Origin of the sequence: Sphingomonas folli, from assembly GCF_019429525.1 — a bacterium.
GTDB classification, from domain to species: Bacteria; Pseudomonadota; Alphaproteobacteria; order Sphingomonadales; family Sphingomonadaceae; genus Sphingomonas; species Sphingomonas folii.
Window position 1 is genome coordinate 75,870 of record NZ_JAHXZL010000001.1, and the last position, 16,427, is coordinate 92,296.

Here is a 16,427-nt window from a genome sequence, read left to right on the forward strand (position 1 = left end):
ACGCCGGCGGGTGGGGACAAGTCGCGTGCCATGACTGGCCGAACCAGGCCTTCTATCTCGCGACCGCCCACCATCCCGAGCCGTCACTTGATCTCACCCGCGCGCAGGCTCTTCGCCACGGTGAAGCCGTGCTTCTCCAGCCCGGCGACGACCTTGTCATAGCCCTCGGTCTTGGCCCAGAACATCGGGCCGCCGCGATAGACCGGCCAGCCATAGCCGTAGATCCACACCACATCGACGTCGGACGCGCGCTGCGCCTTGCCCTCCTCCAGGATCAGCGCGCCCTCATTCACCATCGGGTAGAGCGTGCGCTCGACGATCTCCTCGTCGGTCACCTCATGCTGCGGCGTGCCGGTCCGCTCGCGCCACTCCTGGATGATCTCGGCGACGCGCGGGGAGGGGGTGGGGGTGCGCTTCTCGTCATAGTCGTAGAAGCCGGCCTGCTTCTTCTGCCCCCATCGGCCCTCGGCGGCGAGCGCGTCGCGGACGCTCTCGATCCGGCTCGGGTCGCGGTGCCAGCCGATATCGACGCCGGCGAGATCGGCCATCTGGAACGGCCCCATCGGCATGCCGAACTCGGTGTGGACTCGGTCGATCTGCTCGGGCGTGGCGCCCTCCAGCAGCAGCTTGTTGGCCTCGACCTGGCGCGGCATCAGCATGCGATTGCCGATGAAGCCGTAGGTGACGCCCGCCACCACCGCGACCTTCCGGATCTTCTTGGCCAGCGCCATCACCGTCGCGAGCACGTCGGGCGCGGTCCTCGCACCGCGCACCACCTCGAGCAGCTTCATCACGTTGGCGGGCGAGAAGAAGTGCATGCCGAGCACGTCCTGCGGCCGCCGCGTGCAGGCGGCGATCGCGTCGATGTCGAGATAGGAGGTGTTCGACGCGAGGATCGCGCCCGGCTTGGCGATACCGTCGAGCCGCGCGAAGATCTCCTTCTTCACGTCCATGTTCTCGTACACCGCCTCGATCACGAGGTCGCAGTCCGCCAGCGAGTCGAAGTCGAGCGTCGGCGTCAGCGCCGCCATCGCCGCCTCGACCTGCTCGGGCCTCATTCGCCCCTTGGCCGCGGTCGCCTCGTAGTTCCTGCGGATCACGCCCGTGCCGCGATCGAGCGCCTCCCGCGCGGTCTCGACGATCGTCACCGGGATCCCGGCGGAGAGGAAGTTCATCGCGATGCCGCCGCCCATCGTCCCCGCGCCGATCACGCCCACGCGCGCGATCGGGCGCAGCGCGATGTCGGCCGGCACGTCGTCGATCTTGCCGGCCTGGCGCTCGGCGAAGAAGATGTGGCGCTGCGCCGCCGACTGCACGCCCATAATGAGCCGCATGAACTCCTGGCGCTCATAGGCGAGTCCCTCGGCGAAGGGCAGCTCGGTCGCCTTGACGACGCAGGCGATATTGGCGGCGGGCGCGTCGAAGCCGCGGAAGCGGCGGGCGTTCTCCTTCTGGAAGGCGGCGACGGCCGACGGATCGGGCGCGGCGGTCTTCTCCGCGGCGCGCGGGATCGGGCGCTTGTCCTTGATCTCCTCCGCGAAGGCGAGCGCGTCGGCGGCGAGGCTGTCCTCGCCGACCACGCGGTCGATCAGCCCGGCCTCCTGCGCGCGCTTGGCCGAGATCGGTTCGCCCTTGGCGGTCATCTCGAGCGCCAGCGCCACGCCGCCGAGCCGCGGCAGCCGCTGCGTGCCGCCCGCGCCGGGCAGCAGGCCGAGCTTCACCTCGGGCGTGCCGATCTTCGCCGAGGGCACCGCCACGCGATAGTGGCAGCCGAGCGCCACCTCGCAGCCGCCGCCCAGCGCGGTGCCGTGGATCGCGGCGACGACGGGTTTGCCGCACGCCTCGATCATGTCGACCAGCACGGGCAGCAGCGGCTCGACCGGTGGCTTGCCGAACTCGGTGATGTCCGCGCCCGCGAAGAAGGTGCGCCCGTCGCAGCGGATCACCATCGCCGCGATCGACTGGTCCGCCACGCCCTCCTTGATCGCCGCCTCCAGTCCGACGCGCACCGCGGCGCCGAGCGCGTTCACCGGGGGATTGTCGGCGACGATCACGAGCACGTCGCCGTGGCGCTCGGTGCGGATCGGGGAGGGAGAGGTCATGCGTGCGGTGCTCCTGCGGCGGTGTCGTTGTGGGGTGCGCTGGTCGGAATGGGGCAGTGAACGCGCGGAGGGCAGCGACGCCGCCTCTCCCCGCGCTGCCGGACGCGACGTGACGGTCGCCTCGTTCGGCTGGCAAGCCGCGACATCACTCCGTTGCCCTCCATACCTCACCTTCGAACGACTGGGGTTTGTATCGCCCCGACCACGTCGAAAATCAACTCACGTCTGGCGAACTGGCGGACCCGATGTTCGAGCGATGGCATGTGGCGCCGATGGCAGGGGAGGACGAGGTGCGCCGGACGCGCAGACGGACGAGGCAGTGTGCCTGGCCCCGACCGCGGCGAGGAGCGTCATCGCGACGAGAGAGGTGGTCTGTCGCGCGGCGCTGCCGCCCCCGTCCGATGACCTCATGCCGATGCGCGCCCAGCGGCGAGCGACGGCATCGGCGGGTCGCTGCCGTGCGACGCCATCGGCCAGATCGGCGAGCGTGAGTTCAAGGGCTTGTTCTGGGAACGTTTCGCGGCGTAGGGCTGTTGCTCGATACAGCGGGGGGAGCAGTGATGCGAGTGACACGGGACTTCCTCCGGGGGCGCGGTCGCGAGTCGATGAGCGAGGCCGACAAGGAGATCCTCGAGCGCGCGGTCGAGCGGGTCGAGACGTTGCCGGCACGCACGATCGTGACCCGACGCGGCGATCGTCTGCGCTACAGCACGCTGCTGCTCGACGGTGCGATGTGCCGTTACATGGACGCGCGCGACGGCTTCCGTCAGCTCGTCGCCTTGCAAGTGCCCGGCGACTTCGTCGACCTGCACGGCTACCCGCTGCGGCGGCTCGATCATGACGTCGGCACGCTGACCGAGGCGCGCGTGGCGATGATCTCGCACGCGGCGATCGACTCGATCGTCGCCGATCAGCCCCAGCTCGCGCGCATCCTGTGGCGCTCGACGCTGCTCGACGCCGCGCTGCATCGCGAGTGGATCTTCCGCATCGGCCGGCTCGACGCGGCGGGGCGGATCGCGCATTTCCTGCTCGAGACGTATCATCGGCTCAAGGCGACGGGGCGCGGCAGCGACGGCGTGTTCGAGCTCGCCCTCATCCAGCAGGACCTCGGCGAGGCGTGCGGGCTCACCAGCGTCCACGTCAACCGCACGCTGCGCCGGCTGCGCGAGGAGAGACTCGTCGAGGCGGCCCGCGGCACGGTGACGATCCTCGACGAGGCCGGGCTGGCGCGCGTCGGCGAGTTCGACTCCGACTACCTCTACCTCAAGGAAGGGCCCTGGCAGGCCGCCGCGGCCTGACGTCGACGCGCTTTCGCGCCGCCTTTCCTCTCGCTAGGTTGATCCGATGGCCGACTCCCCGCCGCCGACCCCAGCGCCGGGCGCGCTACCGCCCGACGCCGCCGCTCTGTCGGCCGAGGGTGACCCGCAGGTGGTGCTGCGGCGCGACCGGCTGCTCGCCGCGCTGACGCTGACCGCGGGGGTCGGGCTGATGCTCGGCCTGCCGTTCGCGCTGAAGGCGGGCGCCGAGTTCTTCATGCCGACCGCGGTGGCGCTGGTGGTGGCGCTCGCGCTGATCCCGCTGCTCGAGTGGCTCGAGCGGCGTCGGCTGCCCTCGGCGGTGGCGGCGCTGGTCTGCGTGCTGCTGTTCCTGGTGATCGCCAACGTCGCGCTGGCCGCCATCGTGGTGCCGGCGACCGAGTTCTTCCGCCTGCTGCCCTCGCGGATCGGGCGCATCCAGGACAATCTCGCGCCGCTGCTGGATCTCTATTCCAGTCTCGAGAAATACGCCAACCGCACCTTGCGGCAGATCGCCAGCACCCCGGTGCGCCCGTCGCCGACGGCGGCGGTGGCGCCGCCCAGCTCGATCGTCGAGCTGGCCGCCACCTCGGCGCCGGCGGTGATCATCCAGGTGTTCTACGCGATCCTCGTCGCGTTCTTCTTCCTCTCGGGCTGGACGCGCACGCGCGAGCGGATGATCACCGAGCGCGCCAGCTTCGGTGGCGCCATGGCGACCGCGCGCGTCCTGCAGGAGATGGTCGACGACGTCTCCTCCTACCTCGGCACGATCACCGTGATCAACGTGGCGCTCGGCGCGATCATCGCCGGCGCGCTCCACCTGCTCGGCATGCCCTTCCCGCTGATGTGGGGCGGGATCGTCGCGCTGCTCAACTACATCCCTTATTTCGGGCCGGTGGTGGCGGCGCTGCTGCTCGCGGTCGGCGGGCTGATGACCTTCAGCGACGTGTGGACCGCGCTGTCGGCGCCCGCCATCATGTACGGCGCGCACCTGATCGAGGCGAACGTCGTGACTCCGCTGATCGTCGGCCACCGGCTGACGATCAACCCGGTGATGATCCTGATCTCCATCTCCTTCTGGGGATGGGTGTGGGGGACGGTGGGGGCGCTGCTGGCGGTACCGATCCTGATCATCGTGCAGACCATCCTGTCGGCCGCGGGGCGCCCCGATATCGCCGGTTTCCTGTTCGAGCACGGCACGCTGACTCGCACCCGCGAGGGACGGCCCGGGGTGCTCGCGCGGCGCGGCGAGAAAGACGCCGAATAGCCGTTGACAGCCCCCGGCGTGCCGCCTAGTTGGCGCGCCTCACGCTTCTGCAAGCGGGTGTAGCTCAGTTGGTTAGAGCGCCGGCCTGTCACGCCGGAGGTCGCGGGTTCGAGCCCCGTCACTCGCGCCACCCCTCGGGGAGGCCGCAGATCCAAGCATGACCGTCGTCTCAGCGCGTCGGGCCGTCGCCGGTCCGAGGTGTCACACGCGGGTGTAGCTCAGTTGGTTAGAGCGCCGGCCTGTCACGCCGGAGGTCGCGGGTTCGAGCCCCGTCACTCGCGCCACGGTCCGTGGTGGTCGCGGTCGCGGGTGATCGCGACATCATCTCACCGCCAGCGCCCGGTCTCCATCCAGCGCAGCAGCGGCTTGAGCGGCGTGATCCACACGATACCGGTCACCAGGTAGAAGCCGAGCTGGAGCAACGCGGGCCAGCGTCCGATCACCCCCGACAGCGACGCGATCGCCACGCACCACAGCGCGATCAGCAGCAGGATCGCGAGCATGCCCACGGGCTTGCGCCACGACGGCGTCATCGCACCGTCCCCGTGAGCCAGCCGCGCTCGGTCACGATCGCGTCGAGCGGGGCGTCCCAGGGGTCGGGCGTGATCGAGTCGAGCTGCTGCACGCTCCACGCGATACCGATGCGCCGCGCCGCGGGATAGGCCGCGAAGGCACGGTCGTAATGACCCGCTCCCTGGCCGATGCGGTTGAGTGCGGCGTCGAACGCCACCAACGGGGTGAGCACCAGGTCGGGCACCACCTCGTCGCGCGCGCCATCGGGCTGACGCAGACCGAACGGCCCCGCCGCGAGCGCGTGATCGGCCTCCCAGGCGAGGAAGCGGATCGGGGTGGCGCGATCGACCACATGGGGCAGGGCGAGCAGGCAGCCCGCGGCTCGCGCGGCGGTCTCCAGCGCACGAGGGTCGGCCTCGCTGCCCAGCGGCGCGTAGCTCGCCACGACCAGTCCGGGCGCGAGCAGCGCGACGAACTCGCGCGGGCAGGGCAGAGCGGGAGCGCCCGCCGCGACGAACGAGTCGCGTGCCGCGCGCGCCGCGGCGCGGAGCGCGCGCTTATCAGCCATGGGGAGAGCGGGTGGCGGGACCGCCGTGGCCGTTGGCCGGAGTATCCACTGACGCCCAGTACGTCAGGTGGGAGTCATATACGTCGGACCAGGATCCGGGCAGGGACAACCCCCATGGAAGATGAATAGCCTCAGGGATATTTGTAAGCTCGTACCGGGCAGAACCCGCCGACCCCTATCTAGGAGGTCGGGGGCGCCTGCTCAAGGGCCGCGGCGAGCTTCTCGAGCCGTTCCGACAGGCGGTCGAGCGCGATGCCCTCGGGAGTCTCGGGCGGGGGCGCCTCGCGCGCCTCGATCAGCGAGTCGGCCACCATCAGCGCGGCGAGCAGCATGGTGCGGTTGACCCCGCCCGCGCCGGCGGCACGGCGCGCGTCGTCCCAGCGCTCGTCGATCAGCGCCGCGGCCTGCATCAGCCGCGCCTCGCCGCCGTCGCCGCAGCCGAGGTCGTAGCTGGTCTCGCCGATGCGCAGCGTCACTCTCGCCATCAGTCCTGCCCCCCGCGCGCGATGATCTCGTCGAGCGCGGCCACGGCCTCGCCCATCTTTTCCCTGAGCGCGGCGTGGCGGCGCGCGAGCGTGGCGGCGGCGGCGAGCCGCTGTTCCAAGACGCGTTCGACGCGGGTGATGGCGGCATCGAGCCGGTCGATCGCTGGGTTGTCCATGGACAGAGGCGATAGGATCGCGCGCGCGCGCCGACAAGATGGCGTCGAGACGAGCGGATGCACCGCAGCGGTTGACGGCCGCGCGCCGTCCGGCGCAAAGACCCGCGCGACACCGAACTTACGGCGGAGACAGGCGCATGACCAAGGTAGCGATCAACGGCTTCGGGCGGATCGGGCGGCTGGTGGCGCGCGCGCTGATCGAGCGCGGCAGCGACCTCGAGCTGGTGGCGATCAACGACCTGGCCGACACCAAGTCCAACGCGTGGCTGTTCAGCCGCGACAGCGTCCACGGCAAATATGCCGGCACGGTCGAGGCCGACGGGCAGGACATGGTGATCGACGGCAAGCGCATCCGAGTCACCGCCGAGCGCGACCCCGCCAACCTCCCGCACCGCGAGCTGGGCGTCGACATCGTGCTGGAGTGCACCGGCTTCTTCACCGACCGCGCCAGCGCGCAGAAGCACATCGACGCCGGTGCGAAGAAGGTGCTGATCTCGGCACCCGCCAAGAACGTCGACCTCACCGTCGTCTATGGCGTCAACCACGACAAGCTCGAGGCCGGGCACACGATCGTGTCGAACGCGTCGTGCACCACCAACTGCCTCGCGCCGGTCGCCAAGGTGCTCAACGACGCGATCGGGATCGAGCGCGGCCTGATGACCACGATCCACGCTTATACCAACGACCAGAAGATCCTCGACCAGATCCACAGCGACCTGCGCCGCGCGCGGGCGGCGGCGATGAACATCATCCCGACCACCACCGGCGCGGCGCGCGCGGTGGGCGAGGTGCTGCCCGAGCTGAAGGGCAAGCTGGACGGCTCGGCGATCCGCGTGCCCGTGCCCGACGGCAGCCTCGTCGACCTCACCTTCACGCCCAAGCGCGACACCAGCAAGGAAGAGGTCAACCAGCTGCTCAAGGCCGCGGCCGAGGGCGCGATGAAGGGCGTGCTGCATTATTCGGACGAGCCGCTCGTCTCGATCGACATCGTCCACACGCCTTACTCTTCGACGGTCGACAGCCTGGAGACCGCGGTGATCGACGGCAAGCTGGTGCGCGTCGTCAGCTGGTACGACAATGAGTGGGGCTTCTCCAACCGCATGGTCGATACAGCGACCGCGATGGCGAAGCTCGGCTGAGGCGGGCGCGGGCGTGGCCGCCATGCTGCTGGGCATCGCGCGTCACGCCCGCTCGCGCGCGCCGGTCGAGACGGTGACTCACGCCGAGGTGTCGCCCGCGGGCGGCATCCACGGCGACTTCCGCGGCGCGATGCGCGGCCAGCCGTACAAGCGCCAGGTCACGCTGATCGAGCGCGGCGACTGGGAGGCGGCGATGCGGCAGGTCGGCCACTCGATCGACTGGTCCGAGCGGCGCGCCAACCTGCTGGTCGACGGCGTCGACCTGCCACAGCGCCCGGGGGCGCGGGTGCGCATCGGGGCGGACGTCGTGCTGGAGATCACGCGCGAGTGCGACCCGTGCGAGCGCATGGAGGCGCTGGCGCCCGGGCTGCGCGAGGCGCTGACGCCGGATTGGCGCGGCGGCGCCTGCGCGATGGTGATACAGGGCGGCACGATCGCCGTCGGTGACCCGATCAGGATCGAGGACTCATGACCAAGGCTTTTCGAACGCTCGATGATATCGGCGACGTCGCGGGCAGGCGCGTGCTCGTCCGCGAGGATCTGAACGTGCCCTTCAAGGACGGCCATGTCACCGACGACACGCGGCTGCGCGCCACCGTCGCGACCGTGGCGGAACTCGCCGACAAGGGCGCGATCGTCCTCGTGCTCGCGCATTTCGGCCGCCCCAAGGGGCAGCCCGCGCCCGAGTTCTCGCTCGCGCAGATCACCAGGCCCTATGAGAGCGTGCTGGGGCGCCCGGTGCGCTTCGTCGACTGGGCGGGCGCGGCCGACGCGATCGCGACGCTCCGGCCGGGCGACGTCGCGGTGCTGGAGAACACGCGCTTCTTCACCGGCGAGGAGAAGAACGACCGCGAGACGATCGACCGCATCGCCGCGCTGGGCGACCTCTACGTCAACGACGCTTTCTCCGCCGCGCACCGCGCGCATGCCTCGACCGCGGGGCTGGCGCAGGTGCTGCCGGCCTATGCCGGCCGCGCGATGGAGGCCGAGCTCGACGCGCTGGAGCAGGCGCTGGGTGCGCCCCAGCATCCCGTCGCGGCGGTGGTCGGCGGTGCCAAGGTCTCGACCAAGCTCGACGTGCTCAAGCATCTCGTCGGCAAGGTGGATCACCTCATCATCGGCGGCGGCATGGCCAACACCTTCCTCGCCGCGCGCGGCGTGAACGTGGGCAAGAGCCTGTGCGAGCACGACCTCACTGGCACCGCCGAGGAGATATTGGAGGCGGCCGAGCGCGCCGGCTGCACCGTCCATCTGCCCTATGACGTGGTGGTGGCGACCGAGTTCCGCGCCAACCCGCCGGTGCGCACGGTCAACGTCCACGAGGTCGCCGCCGACGAGATGATCCTCGACGTCGGCCCGGCCGCGGTCGAGGCCTTGGGCGACGTGCTCAAGACCTGCCGCACCCTGGTGTGGAACGGCCCGCTCGGCGCGTTCGAGACGCCGCCGTTCGACGCGGCGACCGTGGCGTTGGCGCGCACCGCGGCGGCGCTGACCAAGGAGGGCAGCCTGGTCTCGGTGGCGGGTGGCGGCGACACGGTCGCGGCGCTCAACCAGGCGGGCGTGGCGGAGCAGTTCAGCTTCGTCTCGACCGCGGGGGGTGCCTTCCTCGAGTGGATGGAAGGGCGCGAACTGCCGGGCGTCGCGGCGCTTAAGCGCTGAGCGACGCCGTGCTCCCGCGGACGCGGGAGCCCAGGGCCGTGGGCGTCACGCGTGTGATCCTGGGTCCCCGCTTGCGCAGGGACACGGGCGGCTGCTGCCCGAAGGCGCCTGCTCACTCCGCCGGCCGCGTCGCGATCAAGGCGTTGGATACCATCGTCAGCACCGCGACGTCGTGCTGGTTGAAGGCGGTGAGCCGGCTCTTGTAGATCCCCATCTCGGGGCGCGAGCGCGACGCGCGCTTCTCCAGCACCTCGGTCTCGCAGCGCAGCGTGTCGCCCGGGAAGACCGGGGTGAGCCAGCGCAGCGCGTCGATCCCGGGCGAACCGAGCCCCGCCTGCTCGACGGCGCGGAGCTGTTCGACCAGCATCGCCATCACCATCGCGCACGTGTGCCAGCCGCTCGCCGACAGCCGGCCGAAATGGGTCGCCGCCGCGGCCTCCTCGGAGAGGTGGAATGGCTGCGGGTCGAACTTGCGCGCGAAGTCGACCACCTCCTCGCGCGTCACCGCATAATGGCCGAAGCGCGCGGTGGCGCCGACGACGATGTCCTCGAGATATTGCACGGGCGCGGCTCTCCTCTCGCGCGCCACTCCGCCACGTCCGCCGCCGCGGTTCAAGCCATCGCGGCGTGCCTCACCGCCGCATCACCGCGCGGAACGGGCGATCGTCGCCGTCCAGACCGCGCCCGGCCGGGAGGCCGAGCAGGTCGCGCAGCAGCGGCGCCACGTCGGTATTGTCGAAGCTGGGCAGTCGCCTGCCCGCGGCGAAGGCGGGGCCGTGGGCGATGAACACAGCGCGCATGTCGGGCGAGTCGTTGTCATAGCCGTGCGCACCGCGGTGGCCGGCCTCGTCCGTCGCGCTCCTGGCGAGGATCCAGCCGCCCGCCGGACCGTCCTCGGCGAGGCAGAGGAAGGCGGGCACGCGGGGGTTCCGGCCGTAGCGGAAGCGCGGCGGCAAGGCCTGTCTGCGCCAGCAGGTCATGTGCGGGTGCGGGCGCAGCAGCGCGCGCGCGACCGCGAGGTCGCGACCCGGGAGCGGCACGAGCGTCGCATAGGGGCCGCTCTCGATCACCCGGGCGTCGGTCGCCGGCACGATCGAGTCGATGGCGATCCGCCGCTCGGGCGCGATCGGCGCCATGCCATGGTCGGAGACGATCACGAGATTGGCGCCCTGGCCCAGCGCGGCGAGTCCATCGACGAGCCGCCCGACGCTCGCGTCCACCGCGGACACGGCCGACAGGGTGCGTCGGTCGGCGGGACCATATTCGTGTCCGGCGGTGTCGACCTCGTCGAAGTAGAGCGTGACGAAGCGCGGCCGCGTCTCGGCCGGGCGACGCAGCCAGTCGATCACCGAGTCGACGCGCTGACGGTCGCTCACCGCCTCGTTATACTGCTGCCAGTCGCGCGGGCGCGTGCCGCCGCTGATCTCCCGCGGCCGAGCGGCGTCGCGCGTGCCGCCCCAGGCGACGTTCGCGCCCGGCCAGAACATCGTCGCGGTCGGGATACCGGCGCGCTCGGCGGTGACCCATAGCGGCTTGGCCGTGTTCCACCAGAACGGGTCATCGCTCGCCATGGTGAAGGTCTCGCCGGGGCGCGCGGCGTCCTCCATCCGATTGGCGACGAGGCCGTGGCGGTCGGGCACCAGCCCCGTGACGAGCGTCCAGTGGTTGGGGAAGGTCTTGGACGGGAAGGACGGTCGCATCGCCGCGCTCACACCCTCCGCGGCCAGCGCCGACAGCCGCGGGGTGACGCCGCGGTCGAGGTAATCGGGGCGGAAGCCGTCGATCGAGACGAGGATGGTGACGGGCGCGCGCGTAATCGTCGATGCCGTGCCTGCGCCGGCGACGCCGGCGGGGGCAGCGGGCGCGGTCACCGGTGGCAGCGCACGCGGGGTATAGGGGTAGGCGCAGGCGCCCAGGGCGAGCAGCGCGGCGGCGAGAAGCGGGCGAAGCGTCATCCCGGGCGTTTACGCCGCTGAGATGACGGCGGAAAGTCTCGCGACCCGGTGGAGGATCCTCGCCGCGACCCGGCGAGGATCCATGGGCGCTACAGCCCCACCGCGAACTTGGCGAAGAGCGTCCAACTCACCGGCGCGTCGCCGTAGGCCGCGTTCAGCGCCGCCGGCTTGGCATAGGCCGCCACCGTGCCGCCGAGCGCCACCCCGAGCGGTCCGACGATCGGCAGCCGATAGGCGTATCCCGCCTCCGCCTTGGTAACGCGGAAACGCCGGTCGTGGAGCGGGTCGTCATGGTCGGGGAAGAGCTCGTCGTTGGCGACATTCTCCACCCGCGCGAAGACGGCGTGGCGCCGCGTCAGCTCGTAGGTCGCCTCGGCGAGGAAGGCGTCGAGCATGTCGCCCGGGCGGCGGTCCTTGCGCGACCAGGCCAAGGTTGTCGCCAGCCCGGCGCGCGCATATTGCACGCTGGCGGTGGTGCGGTCCTCGTCCTCGCCGGGGTGGAGCGCCTCGGGTTGCTCGAGCCGGCCGTGGCTGACCTGCAGCGCGACATGGGGCGAGGGAGTCCAGGTGCCGCGCACGCTCCACGAATCGAGCCTGACGGGATCGAAGCCCCAGCGCCGCTCGTCGGGCTCGCGCCCCTTGAACCATGATCCTTCCAACTGGACCTTGGGGGCGGACACGCCCGCGGTGAGCACGCCATAGGTGATGTGGGTCGAGTCGAACCAATGGTGCGTGATCGGGGACATCGGCAGGTAGCGCGCCGAGCCGCGGTGCATGAAGGCGCTGGGGCCGAGCGCCGGCTCGCCGACGGGGGCGGCGTAGACGAACAGGCTGGTGTCGCCGCCGAGGCGATAGTCGAGCCGCGCGGCCAGCTCCATGAACAGGTCGTGCGGGTGCTGGCGGTCGACGAGCGCCTGCCCGTTCGCGGTCTCCCCGGTGGCGAACAGGTTGGGATAGCCGCGCGCGCCCATCGCCGGCTCCAGACTGCCCATGCCGCGGAGCTGGAGGTGGACCCGCTCGCTGACGTCCTTGTCCGCCATCACCATCGCCATCGACTGGACATAGGCGCCGTCGCCGCCGCGCGGTCCGCCCTGCTCGGTCGCCATGGCCCAGGCATAGCCGTGCGCCATCAGCATCCAGTCGCCGGCGTGGAGCATCAGGCCGCGCATCGGTCCCTCGCCGGCGGGGTTGCGCGCGGTGCCGCTGCCGGGGGTGTACCAGCCGGCGGCGGTGCCCATCGTCATGCCCGGCATCGCCGCGCCCTCGGGGGCGCGCGCGAGCGCGGCGTCGGACGCGTCGCGCCACCCGGGCGGGGCGGTGACCTGCGGCATCGCGTGCATCATGCCGGCGTGCGGACCTGGCCGGGGCGAGGATGCAGGCGGCATGGCGGCGTCGTCCATCGCGCGGTGGTCCATCTCTCCAGCCTCGCGGGCGGTCGGGGCGGCGCTGGGCGAGGGGGCGGGTGAGGCGGTGGGCGCGTGATCATGGTGCTGCGCGGACGCGAGCGCCGGGCACAGCGCCGCCGCCGCGCAGGCGGCGAGCAGGGCATAACGGGACATGGATTCTCTCCGGATAATGGCGGTGACGATCCGGGGCCGATGCCCCGGCGAGTCACGCCGCGCGCGGAGGAGGGGAGAGCGGGATCAGCAGCGCGCCCGCGGTCATGTCGGCGCGGGTCGGCGGGCGCTGGCGCGCGACGGCGCGCCACGGCGACGCCACGGTGCCGCCGGCGAGGTCGAGCGGGGGCACGCAGCCCAGACAGTCGTGCGTCGCGGTCGGCGCGGGCAGGGTCGGTCGATGGCCGTGGTGCTGCGTCGTCGCGGACATCGCGGCGGCGGGCTCGTGGCACGCCGGCGCCGCGCTCGCCGGGAGCGCGAGCAGTAGCGCGAGGATCGAGACGAGCAGCCGCAGCATCCCCGGTGCTCTAGCCGCTCGCACGCGCCCGCGCCAGCCGGTGGGAACGCGCGGCGCGCTGGCGCTTTGTCCCATCATGCGCGCGCTTCCCCTCATCGCCCTGCTCTCGCTCACGGCCTGCGGCGGCGGGGGCGAGGAAGGCGCGGGCAACAAGGCCGCGCCCGCGCCGACACCGACCGGCCCCGCCCCCAAGACGCCGGTGATGCAGATCACCCCCGCGCCTGGCAAGGAGGTGGAGTGGATGGAGCCGCGCGACGCGCCCAACGCGCCGCCCAGCGCGCCTTATGGCAACCTGCTCGACCAGCCGGTGGTGAAGGGGCCGGCGGCCCGATAGCGCTCGTCGGCGCCGTCACACGTTGAAGCGGAACAGCATCACGTCGCCGTCGTGGACGACATACTCCTTGCCCTCCTGGCGCAGCTTGCCCGCCTCGCGCGCGCCCGCTTCACCGCCGCAGGCGACGTAATCGTCATAGGCGATCGTCTCGGCACGGATGAAGCCGCGCTCGAAGTCGGAGTGGATCGCGCCCGCCGCCTGCGGCGCCTTGGAGCCGGCCGGGATCGTCCAGGCGCGCGCCTCCTTCGGCCCGACGGTGAAGAAGGTGAGCAGGTGGAGCAGCTCGTAGCCGGCGCGGATCACGCGGGTGAGACCGGTCTCCACCAGCCCCAGCTCAGACAGGAACTCGCCGCGCTCGTCGGCGGGCATGGTCGCGATCTCGGCCTCGATCGCCGCGGAGACCACCACCGCCTGCGCGCCCTCCGCCTTGGCCTTGGCGAAGACCCGCGCCGAGTAATCGTTGCCCGCCGCGGCATGCTCCTCGTTGACGTTGCAGACATATAGCACAGGCTTGGCGGTGAGCAGCTGCGCCTGATCGAGCACGCGTACCTCCTCGGCGTCGTTCGCCTCGGTCAGCCGAGCGGGCTTGCCGTCGCGCAGCAGGTCGAGCGCGCGGCCGAGCACGACCGCGGCGAGCTTGGCTTCCTTGTCGCCCTGCTGGCCCTTCTTGGCGAGGTTGGGGACGCGCTTCTCCAGGCTCTCCAGGTCGGAGAGCATCAGCTCGGTCTCGACCGTCTCGGCGTCGGCGATCGGGTCGACGCGATTGTCGACGTGCTGGATGTCGTCGTTCTCGAAGCAGCGCAGCACGTGGACGATCGCGTCCACCTCACGGATGTTGCCGAGGAACTGGTTGCCCAGCCCCTCGCCCTTGCTGGCGCCGCGCACCAGCCCGGCGATGTCGACGAAGCCGAGCTGGGTCTCGATCACCTTGGCCGACTTGGCGATCTCTGCCAGTCCGGCGAGCCGGGGGTCGGGCACGCCGACGTTCCCGACATTGGGCTCGATCGTGCAGAACGGATAATTGGCGGCCTGAGCCGCGGCCGTCTCGGTCAGCGCGTTGAAGAGGGTGGACTTGCCGACGTTGGGCAGGCCCACGATGCCGCAGCGGAAACCCATGGGAAGAACCTGTGTGATGGGGAAAGCGCGCCAGATAGGCGAGGGGCGCGCCGCTGGCTAGGCCATGCTTTCCCAGCCGTCGTCCAGCCTCTAACAGGGGTGGATGAGCGACGAGATCAGCGTGGCGGCGGCACGCCCCCTGCGCCGCGACGCGCAGGCGCGCCGCGACGCGCTGATCGAGGCGGCGCGGCTGTGCTTCGCCCGCGCCGGTTACTTCGTGCCGCTGGAGGACATCGCCGACGCCGCCGGGGTGGGGCGCGGCACCTTCTACCGCAACTTCAAGGACCGCATGGCGCTGGCGCTAGCGGTGTTCGAGCAGGAGATCGAGCGGATGCGCGCGCGGCTCGACCCGGCGCTGCCGCTCGACCAGGCGCTGGCGCAGGTGGTGCTGGAGGGGGCCGACGCCGCCACGCTGTTCGCGCGGCTGGCGCTGGACATGCCGCGCGACGGGGCCGATCGCGCCGCCTTCGACGGGCTGCGCCGCCGGCTCGAGCGCCTGTTCGAACCGATCGCGACGCGCGCGCACGGCGACGGCTCGCTCGCGCTCGAGCTCGGCGCGCGCGACCTGGTGCTGGCGATGCGGATGCTCAGCGGCCTGCTGCTCAAGCACAACAGCGCGGCGGAGCGGCGTGGCCAGATCGATGACGCGCTGCGGCTGCTGTTGGCCGGGTTACGCCCGCGGTCAGGATCAAAAGGTTAGAAGTATAGGTGGCGACGAGCGCGGCCACGCGCGTGGTGCGGACCGCAGCTGCTGCTGGTCCGACACGTCATATTGGTGAATCTCGTCGCCCTAGGTCTGTCCTGTCCCGGCGAAGTCCCGCTATATAATTGGACAGCTACGGAGTACCTCGCGCGGCATTGTTCGTCTCTGATGTTCGTCGACTGGGCTCCGCTGTGTTAACCTCTCGGCGGTGGCCCGGGGGGGTAGATCGGGGAGCGACCATGAGCATCGTGACAGCAGTGAGCGCGGCACGGCCCGTGCAGCATGTACCGGAATATGTTGATCCTTCCGTCTTCGCCTTCGCCCGCGGCGATTGGGGGCGGAGTTCCTACGCCACGCTGCTGGAGTCCAGCGCGCGTCCGTCGCGGCTGGCGGCGAGTGGCATGGCGGCGACGGAGACGCCGTTGACCGCGCGCGACGACGGTGAGGCGAAACGCCGACTGCAGGTGATGGAGGAGGTCGCCGCGCGCTTGGCGAAGCTCGCCGAGTCGAACCGGGGCGATCTCGCCGTACGCGCGCTGGCGGCGCTGCGTCAGAAGCTGTCGCTGTCGAAGACGCGGGCGTTGGCGGCGATCCTTCGCGGCGATCGGCGCGCGGCGCTGGGCATGGCGGAAGAACTCGAGCAGATCGCGCGTGCGATCACCGCCGCCGAGCGCGAGTATACGACGGTGGTGGACGGCGTAGACGCGCTCGGCGCGGCCCCTATCCTGGGTCCGCAGACCCCCAAGAGGAAGGACGAACCGCCGATCGCCGGTGAAGCCGCGCTCGAGGTGACGATGCCGATCAGATCCGTGACCTTCGAGGGCGATAGTGCCGAGGCGGCGGCGGTCTCGCGCGCGGCGGCCGCAGTCGCGGGCGCCTCCGATGCTGCCGATCTGCGCGAACTCACGGCCGCTCTCACCAGGCACTCGTCGCCGCTTCTGCCGCTCTTCGACACGAGTGACGGTCCCGGGGCGGTCGCGAACGAGGCCGCGCAGCTGATCCGCTCGCTGCGGCGGGCGGCGAGTCGACCGATCAAGCGGCGCGGAGAGGCAGCAGCGGTCGGTGCCGGCATGGACGCCAGCGCCATCGCGGCGTCGCTCGGTACCGCCGCGCCGCCGACGGTCCAGCGCAGCCTGGCCTGAGTCCCGAGACCGGCGTCGCGAGACAGGCGCGGCGCCGGCGCGTGCTCACACGTTCGTCT

At 71.3% G+C, this 16,427-nt stretch carries 18 protein-coding genes and 2 tRNA genes; 10 read left to right on the forward strand and 10 right to left on the reverse strand.

Annotated elements, in window-relative coordinates; genetic code table 11:
* Nucleotides 1-83: 83 nt before the first annotated feature.
* Nucleotides 84-2,102: a 3-hydroxyacyl-CoA dehydrogenase NAD-binding domain-containing protein gene (locus KZ813_RS00330; RefSeq protein WP_219753014.1), complete on the reverse strand. Its 2,019-nt coding sequence runs from the start codon at nucleotides 2,100-2,102 to the stop codon at nucleotides 84-86.
* A gap of 560 nt (nucleotides 2,103-2,662) precedes the next feature.
* Between KZ813_RS00330 and KZ813_RS00335 the strand changes: the two genes are divergently transcribed.
* From KZ813_RS00335 to KZ813_RS00350, 4 genes are all read left to right on the forward strand, one after another.
* Nucleotides 2,663-3,400, forward strand: a complete 738-nt coding sequence (locus tag KZ813_RS00335) for a Crp/Fnr family transcriptional regulator (RefSeq protein ID WP_219753015.1) — start codon at nucleotides 2,663-2,665, stop codon at nucleotides 3,398-3,400.
* Between the two features lie 46 nt (nucleotides 3,401-3,446).
* Nucleotides 3,447-4,664 (forward strand): AI-2E family transporter, encoded by a 1,218-nt coding sequence (locus KZ813_RS00340; protein WP_219753016.1) that lies wholly within the window; start codon nucleotides 3,447-3,449, stop codon nucleotides 4,662-4,664.
* A gap of 53 nt (nucleotides 4,665-4,717) precedes the next feature.
* Nucleotides 4,718-4,794, forward strand: a tRNA-Asp gene (locus KZ813_RS00345).
* 77 nt (nucleotides 4,795-4,871) lie between these two features.
* A tRNA-Asp gene (locus tag KZ813_RS00350) sits at nucleotides 4,872-4,948 on the forward strand.
* A 42-nt stretch (nucleotides 4,949-4,990) separates the two neighbouring features.
* Here the strand turns inward: KZ813_RS00350 and KZ813_RS00355 are convergent.
* The 4 genes from KZ813_RS00355 to KZ813_RS00370 all read right to left on the reverse strand — a co-directional run bounded on the left by KZ813_RS00355 (nucleotide 4,991) and on the right by KZ813_RS00370 (nucleotide 6,469).
* Nucleotides 4,991-5,197 carry a DUF2842 domain-containing protein gene (locus KZ813_RS00355; RefSeq protein ID WP_219753017.1) on the reverse strand — a complete coding sequence of 69 codons (207 nt, stop codon included), beginning with the start codon at nucleotides 5,195-5,197 and terminating at the stop codon, nucleotides 4,991-4,993.
* Nucleotides 5,194-5,745 carry a 5-formyltetrahydrofolate cyclo-ligase gene (locus tag KZ813_RS00360; RefSeq protein ID WP_219753018.1) on the reverse strand — a complete coding sequence of 184 codons (552 nt, stop codon included), beginning with the start codon at nucleotides 5,743-5,745 and terminating at the stop codon, nucleotides 5,194-5,196. The genes KZ813_RS00355 and KZ813_RS00360 overlap by 4 nt, the downstream gene beginning before the upstream one ends.
* Before the next feature lie 179 nt (nucleotides 5,746-5,924).
* Nucleotides 5,925-6,230, reverse strand: a complete 306-nt coding sequence (locus tag KZ813_RS00365) for a cell division protein ZapA (protein ID WP_219753019.1) — start codon at nucleotides 6,228-6,230, stop codon at nucleotides 5,925-5,927.
* Entirely contained in the window at nucleotides 6,230-6,469 is a 240-nt protein-coding gene (locus KZ813_RS00370; protein WP_219753418.1) for a hypothetical protein, read from the reverse strand. The genes KZ813_RS00365 and KZ813_RS00370 overlap by 1 nt, the downstream gene beginning before the upstream one ends.
* Before the next feature lie 74 nt (nucleotides 6,470-6,543).
* Here KZ813_RS00370 and gap point away from each other — a divergent pair, with 74 nt between their 5' ends.
* Genes gap through KZ813_RS00385 form a run of 3 tightly spaced genes read left to right on the forward strand, consistent with a single transcriptional unit; the run spans nucleotide 6,544 to nucleotide 9,204 of the window.
* Nucleotides 6,544-7,545 (forward strand): type I glyceraldehyde-3-phosphate dehydrogenase, encoded by a 1,002-nt coding sequence (gene gap, locus KZ813_RS00375; protein ID WP_219753020.1) that lies wholly within the window; start codon nucleotides 6,544-6,546, stop codon nucleotides 7,543-7,545.
* Between the two features lie 22 nt (nucleotides 7,546-7,567).
* Nucleotides 7,568-8,017 carry an MOSC domain-containing protein gene (locus tag KZ813_RS00380; RefSeq protein ID WP_219753367.1) on the forward strand — a complete coding sequence of 150 codons (450 nt, stop codon included), beginning with the start codon at nucleotides 7,568-7,570 and terminating at the stop codon, nucleotides 8,015-8,017.
* Nucleotides 8,014-9,204, forward strand: a complete 1,191-nt coding sequence (locus tag KZ813_RS00385) for a phosphoglycerate kinase (RefSeq protein WP_219753021.1) — start codon at nucleotides 8,014-8,016, stop codon at nucleotides 9,202-9,204. The genes KZ813_RS00380 and KZ813_RS00385 overlap by 4 nt, the downstream gene beginning before the upstream one ends.
* 112 nt (nucleotides 9,205-9,316) lie before the next feature.
* On the opposite strand, the gene KZ813_RS00390 is transcribed toward KZ813_RS00385, so the two are convergent.
* The 4 genes from KZ813_RS00390 to KZ813_RS00405 all read right to left on the reverse strand — a co-directional run bounded on the left by KZ813_RS00390 (nucleotide 9,317) and on the right by KZ813_RS00405 (nucleotide 13,073).
* Nucleotides 9,317-9,766, reverse strand: a complete 450-nt coding sequence (locus tag KZ813_RS00390; RefSeq protein WP_219753022.1) for a MaoC family dehydratase — start codon at nucleotides 9,764-9,766, stop codon at nucleotides 9,317-9,319.
* Between the two features lie 70 nt (nucleotides 9,767-9,836).
* Nucleotides 9,837-11,159 (reverse strand): alkaline phosphatase family protein, encoded by a 1,323-nt coding sequence (locus KZ813_RS00395; RefSeq protein WP_219753023.1) that lies wholly within the window; start codon nucleotides 11,157-11,159, stop codon nucleotides 9,837-9,839.
* 89 nt (nucleotides 11,160-11,248) lie between these two features.
* Nucleotides 11,249-12,718 (reverse strand): hypothetical protein, encoded by a 1,470-nt coding sequence (locus KZ813_RS00400; RefSeq protein WP_219753024.1) that lies wholly within the window; start codon nucleotides 12,716-12,718, stop codon nucleotides 11,249-11,251.
* A gap of 52 nt (nucleotides 12,719-12,770) precedes the next feature.
* Nucleotides 12,771-13,073 carry a hypothetical protein gene (locus KZ813_RS00405; protein ID WP_219753025.1) on the reverse strand — a complete coding sequence of 101 codons (303 nt, stop codon included), beginning with the start codon at nucleotides 13,071-13,073 and terminating at the stop codon, nucleotides 12,771-12,773.
* 76 nt (nucleotides 13,074-13,149) lie between these two features.
* On the opposite strand from KZ813_RS00405, the gene KZ813_RS00410 reads away from it, so the two are divergent.
* Nucleotides 13,150-13,407, forward strand: a complete 258-nt coding sequence (locus tag KZ813_RS00410) for a hypothetical protein (RefSeq protein WP_219753026.1) — start codon at nucleotides 13,150-13,152, stop codon at nucleotides 13,405-13,407.
* A 15-nt stretch (nucleotides 13,408-13,422) separates the two neighbouring features.
* Here the strand turns inward: KZ813_RS00410 and ychF are convergent, their stop codons facing one another.
* A complete protein-coding gene (ychF, locus tag KZ813_RS00415) occupies nucleotides 13,423-14,523 on the reverse strand; it encodes a redox-regulated ATPase YchF (RefSeq protein ID WP_219753027.1) in 1,101 nt (366 codons plus the stop codon).
* Nucleotides 14,524-14,626: 103 nt separating this feature from the next.
* Between ychF and KZ813_RS00420 the strand changes: the two genes are divergently transcribed.
* A complete protein-coding gene (locus tag KZ813_RS00420) occupies nucleotides 14,627-15,223 on the forward strand; it encodes a TetR/AcrR family transcriptional regulator (protein ID WP_219753028.1) in 597 nt (198 codons plus the stop codon).
* A gap of 242 nt (nucleotides 15,224-15,465) precedes the next feature.
* Nucleotides 15,466-16,368 (forward strand): hypothetical protein, encoded by a 903-nt coding sequence (locus KZ813_RS00425; protein WP_219753029.1) that lies wholly within the window; start codon nucleotides 15,466-15,468, stop codon nucleotides 16,366-16,368.
* The last annotated feature ends 59 nt before the right edge of the window (nucleotides 16,369-16,427 follow it).